Origin of the sequence: Halomonas halodenitrificans DSM 735 (assembly GCF_000620045.1) — a bacterium.
Classification (GTDB): Bacteria; Pseudomonadota; Gammaproteobacteria; order Pseudomonadales; family Halomonadaceae; genus Halomonas; species Halomonas halodenitrificans.
The window spans coordinates 57,733-64,924 of record NZ_JHVH01000021.1; the positions used below are offsets into that span (position 1 = coordinate 57,733).

8 protein-coding genes are annotated in these 7,192 nt (G+C 66.3%); 6 read left to right on the forward strand and 2 right to left on the reverse strand.

Annotated features, from left to right (window positions below; genetic code table 11):
* The first annotated feature begins 15 nt into the window (after positions 1 to 15).
* Genes hisS through der form a run of 4 tightly spaced genes read left to right on the forward strand, consistent with a single transcriptional unit; the run spans position 16 to position 4,599 of the window.
* Entirely contained in the window at positions 16 to 1,326 is a 1,311-nt protein-coding gene (gene hisS / locus Q358_RS0110820; RefSeq protein ID WP_043488129.1) for a histidine--tRNA ligase, read from the forward strand.
* Between the two features lie 32 nt (positions 1,327 to 1,358).
* Positions 1,359 to 2,054, forward strand: coding sequence for a YfgM family protein (locus tag Q358_RS0110825; protein WP_027962042.1), 696 nt, complete (start codon positions 1,359 to 1,361; stop codon positions 2,052 to 2,054).
* Complete coding sequence (bamB, locus tag Q358_RS0110830) at positions 2,051 to 3,199, forward strand: outer membrane protein assembly factor BamB (protein WP_027962043.1); 1,149 nt, start codon at positions 2,051 to 2,053, stop codon at positions 3,197 to 3,199. The genes Q358_RS0110825 and bamB overlap by 4 nt, the downstream gene beginning before the upstream one ends.
* The gene (gene der, locus Q358_RS0110835; RefSeq protein WP_027962044.1) at positions 3,196 to 4,599 is read left to right on the forward strand and encodes a ribosome biogenesis GTPase Der; all 1,404 of its coding nucleotides are present in this window, start codon (positions 3,196 to 3,198) and stop codon (positions 4,597 to 4,599) included. Before bamB ends, der begins: the two co-directional genes overlap by 4 nt.
* A gap of 81 nt (positions 4,600 to 4,680) precedes the next feature.
* Here the strand turns inward: der and Q358_RS0110840 are convergent, their stop codons facing one another.
* On the reverse strand, positions 4,681 to 5,553 hold the full coding sequence (locus Q358_RS0110840; RefSeq protein ID WP_027962045.1) for an ATP-binding protein: 873 nt from the start codon (positions 5,551 to 5,553) through the stop codon (positions 4,681 to 4,683).
* 159 nt (positions 5,554 to 5,712) lie between these two features.
* Between Q358_RS0110840 and Q358_RS0110845 the strand changes: the two genes are divergently transcribed.
* On the forward strand, positions 5,713 to 6,516 hold the full coding sequence (locus tag Q358_RS0110845) for a M48 family metallopeptidase (protein ID WP_027962046.1): 804 nt from the start codon (positions 5,713 to 5,715) through the stop codon (positions 6,514 to 6,516).
* A 1-nt stretch (position 6,517) separates the two neighbouring features.
* The gene (locus tag Q358_RS0110850) at positions 6,518 to 6,775 is read left to right on the forward strand and encodes a hypothetical protein (protein WP_027962047.1); all 258 of its coding nucleotides are present in this window, start codon (positions 6,518 to 6,520) and stop codon (positions 6,773 to 6,775) included.
* A gap of 237 nt (positions 6,776 to 7,012) precedes the next feature.
* Here the strand turns inward: Q358_RS0110850 and Q358_RS18855 are convergent.
* A partial coding sequence (locus tag Q358_RS18855; RefSeq protein ID WP_027962048.1) for a hypothetical protein occupies positions 7,013 to 7,192 on the reverse strand: 180 nt, incomplete at its 5' end.

Sequence of the window (7,192 nt, forward strand, 5' to 3'; positions counted from 1 at the left end):
ATCAAGGAGTCACCGTTGAGCAAGTCCCAAGCAAGCCCCAAGGCACCCGGCAAGAAGATCCAGGCCATCCGCGGCATGAACGACCTGCTGCCCGAGCAGTCGACCCTGTGGCAATACTTCGAAGGCAAGGTCCGTGAGCTGATGATCCGCTACGGCTACGCCGAGATCCGTACGCCCATCGTCGAGCAGACCGCGCTGTTTGCCCGCTCCATCGGCGAGGTCACCGATATCGTCGAAAAGGAGATGTATACCTTCGCGGATCGCAACGGTGACAGCCTGACCCTGCGCCCCGAGGGCACGGCGAGCTGCGTGCGGGCCGCCATGGAGCACGGCCTGCTGCACAACCAGACACAACGCCTGTGGTATCAGGGCCCGATGTTCCGCCATGAGCGCCCCCAGAAGGGTCGCTACCGCCAGTTTCATCAGGTCGGCGTGGAAAGCTTCGGCCTCGAGGGTCCGGATATCGACGCCGAGATGATCCTGCTTTCGGCGCGCCTGTGGCGTGAGCTGGGGCTGATGGAACACGTCACCCTGGAACTCAACTCCCTGGGCTCCTCGGCGGCACGCGCCGCCTACCGCGAGACCCTGGTCGCCTACTTCGAACAGCACCTCGATGTGCTCGACGACGACTCTCGCCGCCGCCTCGCCAGCAACCCGCTGCGCATCCTCGACTCCAAGAACCCCGAGATGGCCGAGATGCTGGCCGGCGCACCGCAGCTGCTCGACCATCTGGACGACGACTCCCGCGTACACTTCGAATCGCTCCGCGCGCTGCTCGATGCCGCCGGCATCGACTACGTGATCAACCCGCGGCTGGTGCGTGGGCTCGACTACTATGGTCGCACCGTCTTCGAATGGACCACCACCGCGCTCGGCAGCCAGGGCACGGTGTGTGCCGGCGGCCGCTACGATGGCCTGGTCGAACAGCTGGGGGGCAAGCCGACCCCGGCGGTGGGCTTCGCCATGGGCATCGAGCGCCTGGTGCTGCTGCTCGAGACCCTGGAGCTGGTTCCCGACGCCGCCCGCGACACGCTGGACCTCTATGTGCTGCCCATGGACGACACCGCCGCCGGCACCGCCCTGCAGCTGGTCGAACGGTTGCGCGGCGAGCTGCCGACATTGCGTGCCCAGCTACACTGTGGCGCCGGCAGTTTCAAGAGCCGCATCAAGAAGGCCGACCGCAGCGGCGCCCGCCTGGCCCTGCTGCTTGGCGAGGAAGAGCTCGCGCACGGCACCGTGACCCTGAAGTTTCTGCGCGAGGAGCGTGAACAGCGCAACCTGGCCCAGGACACCCTGGCCGGCGAGCTGCGCGACCTGCTGGCCTGAAGGCCCACACAAGACACACAAGGAGGCCGCCCGTGGCGGAGCTTAGAACCGAGGAAGAACAGGTCGAGGCGCTCAAGCGCTGGTGGAAGGAAAACGGCCTGTCGCTGGTGGCCGGGGTGGCGCTCGCCGCCGCCGGCGTACTGGGCTGGAATACCTGGCAGAGCTACCAGGAGAACCAGGCGACCGCCGCATCGATGCGCTACCAGCAGTTGATCAACCTGACCGCCGGCAACGACCTCGACGCGTCACAGCTGCCCGAGGCCCGTACCCTGGTGAAGGAGATCGTCGACGAACACGGCGAGACGCTCTATGCCGACCTGGCACGCCTGGTGGACGCCCGCCTGGCGGTGGCGCAGGACGACCTGGCGGGCGCCCGCGACCGGCTGCAGGCCCTGGCGGATACCGACTCGAGCGACTATGTCAGCGGCCTGGCACGACTGCGCCTGGCGCGACTGCTGGTCGCCGATGGTGACGCCGACGGGGCACTGAGTGCCTTGCAGAACGGCGTGCCCCAGGCGCTGGCCGCCCAGCGCGCCGAGGTACGCGGCGATGCCTATCATGCCCTCGAACGTCGCGACGACGCCGCCACGGCCTGGCGAGAGGCCTTGCAGCTGGCCGATACCCAGGACCAACCGCTCTACGGCGTGCAACTCAAGCTCGACAACCTGGGCCTCGAGGCCCCGGGTCGCGAAACTTCACGCCTTGACAACCAGGGGCTGGACTCATGAAACCGACCTTCCTGATCGCCGCCCTCACGGGCCTGACCCTGCTCGCCGGCTGTGCCGGCAATCAGGTGGAATCGCAGTACCCACCCACCGAGCTGAAAGACATCGCGACGAGCGCCGAACTGGCCAGCGTCTGGCGCGAGGGCGCCGGTGACGGCCTGGGACACGCCGCCTATCCCATCGCCCCGGCTCGTGACGGGGACGCCCTGTTTGCCGCCGACTACCGCGGTGAACTGTTCGCCTTCGATGCCGACGACGGCGACACCCGTTGGGAAGAAGACCTCGGCGTGCCGGTTTCCAGTGCCCTGACCGCGGTGGCCGGAGACCTCTATCTGGGTACCCGCAACGGCGAAGTGCTGGCGGTAAGCCAGCGCGATGGCAGCATACGCTGGCGCGCCGACGTGCCCAGCGAGGTGCTGGCCGCGCCACAACCCAATCAGCAGCTGCTGATCGTGCAGAGCGTCGATGGCACCATCACCGCCCTGGACCGTTCCAGCGGCAATGAACGCTGGAGCTATCAGGCCAGCCAGCCCTCTCTGACCCTGCGCGGTGCCGGCACCCCCACCACCATCGACCCGGTGACCTTCGCCGGCTTCGCCAACGGTCGCCTGACCGCCCTTGATAACCGCAACGGCCAGCCGCTGTGGGAGCGGCGCATCGCCGTGGCCCAGGGCCGCAGCGATATCGAACGCCTGGTGGACCTCGCCGGCCAGCCGGTGTTGACCCCCGACGGCCGCCTCTTCGTGACCAGCTATAACGGTCGCCTCGTGGCCCTGGAAGCAACCCGCGGCGAGCCGCTTTGGGCCCGCGAGCTCTCCAGCTACCATACCCCCCTGGTGATGGGTGACTTCCTGTTTGTGGTCGAAGAGTCGGGGCGCATCCTGGCCCTGGCCGCCGACAGCGGCGATGAGGTCTGGCGCAATACCGACCTGGAGGGGCGTGAGCCTACCTCTCCCGCCTTTGCCGATGGCAAGCTGGTATTCGGTGATTTCGACGGCTACCTGCATCTGATCGACGCCCGCAGCGGCGAGATGGTCGGCCGCGATCGCATCGACAGTTCCGGCATCGGCGTACGCCCGGTCACCGACGATAACCGCATTCATGTGCTGGCCAATGACGGCACCCTCGAGACTCTGGATATCCGATGACACCCGTGATCGCCCTGGTCGGCAGGCCCAATGTAGGCAAGTCGACCCTGTTTAACCGCCTGACACGCACCCGCGATGCTCTGGTGGCCGATTTTCCGGGCCTGACCCGGGACCGCAAGTACGGCAACGGCATGCTGGGTGGAAAGGCCTACACGGTAATCGACACCGGCGGCATCAGCGGCGACGAGTCGGGCATCGACGCCGCCATGGCCGAACAGTCCCTGGCCGCCATCGACGAGGCGGATATCGTGCTGTTCATGGTCGATGCCCGCGCCGGCCTCAATGTCGCCGACGAGGCCATCGCCAACCATCTGCGGGTCAACCAGAAGAAGACCTGGCTGGTAGTCAACAAGACCGACGGCCTGGACGAAGACAGCGTCACCGCCGAGTTCTGGGAGCTGGGACTGGGCGAGCCGCGCCCCATCGCCGCCGCCCATGGCCGCAACGTCACCCTGCTGATCGACGAGGTGCTCTCGCCCTTCCCGGAGCGCGACGAGAGTATCCCGGCGGATACCGGCACCAAGGGCATCCGCATCGGTGTCATCGGCCGTCCCAACGTCGGCAAGTCGACCCTGGTCAACCGCCTGCTTGGTGAAGAGCGGGTCGTGGTCTACGACGAGGCCGGTACCACTCGCGATGCCATCGAGATCCCCTTCGAACGCCGCGGCAAGCCCTATGTGCTGGTGGATACCGCCGGCGTGCGACGCCGCAAGAATGTTCACGAGATCGCCGAGAAGTTCTCGATCATCAAGACCCTGGAGGCGATCAAGGAGTGCCATGTCGCCATCATGGTGCTCGACGCGCGCTCGGGACTCGTCGAGCAGGACCTGCACCTGCTCGACTACGTGCTGACCACCGGTCGCGCCCTGGTGCTGGCGGTAAACAAGTGGGATGGCCTGGAGAGCAAGGCCAAGGAGAAGATGCGCGCCGAGATCAAGCGTCGTCTGGGCTTCACCGACTACGCCGACCTGCACTTCATCTCGGCGCTGCACGGCACCGCGGTGGGCGACCTCTATCCGTCGCTGGAGCGCGCCTTCGCCTCGGCCAACGCCCACTGGTCCACCAATCGCCTGACCAGCATCCTGCAGGACGCGGTGGAATCGCATCAGCCCCCCATGGTGCACGGACGCCGCATCAAGCTGCGCATGGCCCACCAGGGCGGCAGCAACCCGCCGATCATCGTGGTCCACGGCAATCAGACCGAATCGCTGCCCGAGGCCTATCGCCGCTACCTGACCAACACCTTCCGCAAGGTGCTCAAGGTGCGCGGCACGCCGATGCGCTTCGAGTTCCGCTCCGGCAAGAATCCCTACGACCCGATGGCGGGTGCCAGCGACCGCGAGAAGGCCAAGAAGCGCGAGCTATCGCGCACCAAGGAAGCCCGCAACAGCCGCCGGTAAGACCGCCCGGCCCCTCCGGTTCAAGCTCCCGAGAGTGATCGGCTCGGGGCCGTTACGGGGACAGGCCGGTTCCCGGGGGTGCTAGCCGCCACTTCCCCGCAGGCGTTGGCGGCCCACCCAGTGATTGGCAAACTGCCAGGCGCCGCGGCCGCTGCGGCCGCCGCGCAGGGTGGCGAAGCGAATCGCCTCGGCCCGTGCCTCGGCGCCCCAGTCCTCGGGGCGGCCCAGCCGGGTGACCCAGTGGCAGCACGCCTCCAGATAGACATCCTGATTGAAGGGGTAAAAGCCCAGCCAGAGTCCGAACCGGTCGGAGAGCGAGATCTTCTCCTCCACGGCGTCGCCGTGATGCAGCTCATCGCCCACCAGCCGGGACCCCTCGTTGTCGCTCATCGACTCCGGCAACAGGTGGCGACGGTTGGATGTGGCGTAGAGAAGCACGTTGGGCGGAGGCCCGGTCAGGGCACCGTCCAGCACGCTTTTCAACGCCTTGTAGGCATCGTCGTGCCCCTCGAAGGAAAGGTCGTCGCAATAGACCACGAAGCGCTGATCATGACGACGCAACTGCTCCACCAGCACCGGCAGGCCGGAGAGGTCGTGGCGGTCCACCTGCACCAGGCGCAACCCCTCGTCGGCCAGGCTATTGAGCAGTGCCCGGATCAGCGAGGACTTGCCGCTGCCCCGGGAGCCCCACAGCAAGGCATGGTTGGCGGGCAGTCCCTGCAGGAAGGCGCGGGTATTGTCGACCAGGGCCAGCTTCTGACGCTCGATGCCCAGCAGGTCATCCAGGCTCAGCGCGTCCCGGGGCGGCACCGGCAGCAGGCGTCCGCCCAGGGCATGACGCTGCCAGAGGGCGGCCACATCCCGCGACCAGTCCACGTCCACCGGGGCCGGTGGCAGCCAGTGCTCTACGCGATCCAGCAGGTGCAGCAGGCGGCGCGTCAACTCGGCATCCATGATGTTCTCCTTCTCCATGTCGATTGCGGGGCAGTCAGTACATAAGGCGCACCGTATCTGTATTTGATATTGCAGGCGTTACGGGTATCTTGTGGCGAACTCGGACCTCCGTCCAGCGTCTTATCGGCTGGATATCATCGCCCACCAAGGAGACCCGCCATGCGCTGGCTCAAACCCCTCGCCGTCGGCGCGCTGTGCCTGACCGTCGCGGCCTGTACCACCTCGCCCACCGGGCGCCATCGCCTGACCCTGGCGTCCGACGACCAGCTCGATCAAATGGGCACCCAGGCCTTCGAACAATACAAGCAGGAGCGCCCCATGGTGGGCGGCAGCACCCAGCGCTATGTGCAGTGCGTGGCCAATGCCCTGGTGAGCGCCCTGCCACCCCAGCAGCAACAGGCCCAGAACTGGCAGATCCGCGTCTTTCAGGATGAGTCGGCCAACGCCTTTGCCCTGCCCGGGGGCTACATGGGGGTCAACACCGGCCTGCTGACGGTCGCCAGCAACCAGGACCAGCTGGCCGCGGTGATCGGTCACGAGATCACTCACGTGCTGGCCCGCCACGCCAACGAGCGGGTCTCCACCCAGACCGCCACCCAGTTGGGACTATCGGTACTCTCCTCGGCGGCAGGCCTCGAAGGGGCGGGTGGCGAGCAGCTCATGGGCGCCATCGGCCTGGGCGCTCAGTACGGCATTCTGATGCCCTTCTCTCGGCGTCACGAGAGCGAGGCCGACGAACTGGGCGTCTACTTGATGGCGGAGGCGGGCTTCGACCCCCGCGCCAGCCTGACGCTCTGGGAGAACATGAGCGCCCAGGGCGGTGCCCAGCCGCCGGCCTGGATGTCCAGCCACCCCAGCCACGGCCAGCGCACCCAGGACCTGCAGGCGCACATGGGCGAGGCACTGGGTCGCTACGAGCAGGCCCGTCAGGCCGGTCGCATACCCAATTGCCCGAGGTCCTGAGATGCTGAGAATCGGACTACTGCTACTGATCGCCCCGATGCTGGTGCTGATGGGGATCTACTTCTGGGAGTATTCGAGCGTGCGCGAGTGCACGCTCTCCGGCGGCCACTGGGACTACCTGGAAGGGGTGTGCCGCGACGCCCCCCAGCCCTTCGCCTCCTGGCTGCAGCGCTACCCCTGGCTGGTCAACGGCGGCATGCTGCTATCCCTGGTCGGTCTGGCGCTGTGCATGGTGGGGCTCTATACCCGGCGCCGCTAACCTGGCGATCACCTTTGGGGGTCAGACCCTGAGGCCTCCCCACGAATAGAATAAGAAAATCAGAACATTAGGATTGAAAAAAGTCTGCATGGGCAGGCATGTTGTTAATCGCGAAACAAACAATATGCCGAGGAGCCCATGCAGACGCCCCAATTCTTGCACAAGATTCTGGCGACTTCAGCCACCCTTCTGCATTCAGCCCGCTTCAACGCCCTCGCGACATGTGTCGAGGCGTTATTATCGGGGCAATGCCTGTCTCTGACCGCGGTCGGACGACGGCTCCCGCGCCGGATTCAGCCCAAGCATGCGATAAAGTGTGTCGACCGCCTGCTTGGCAACCCTCATCTTCAGCGTGAGCGTCTTTGGCTTTATGCGGATGTCGCTCGCCAACTGGTCGGTACTCAGCGACATCCCGTG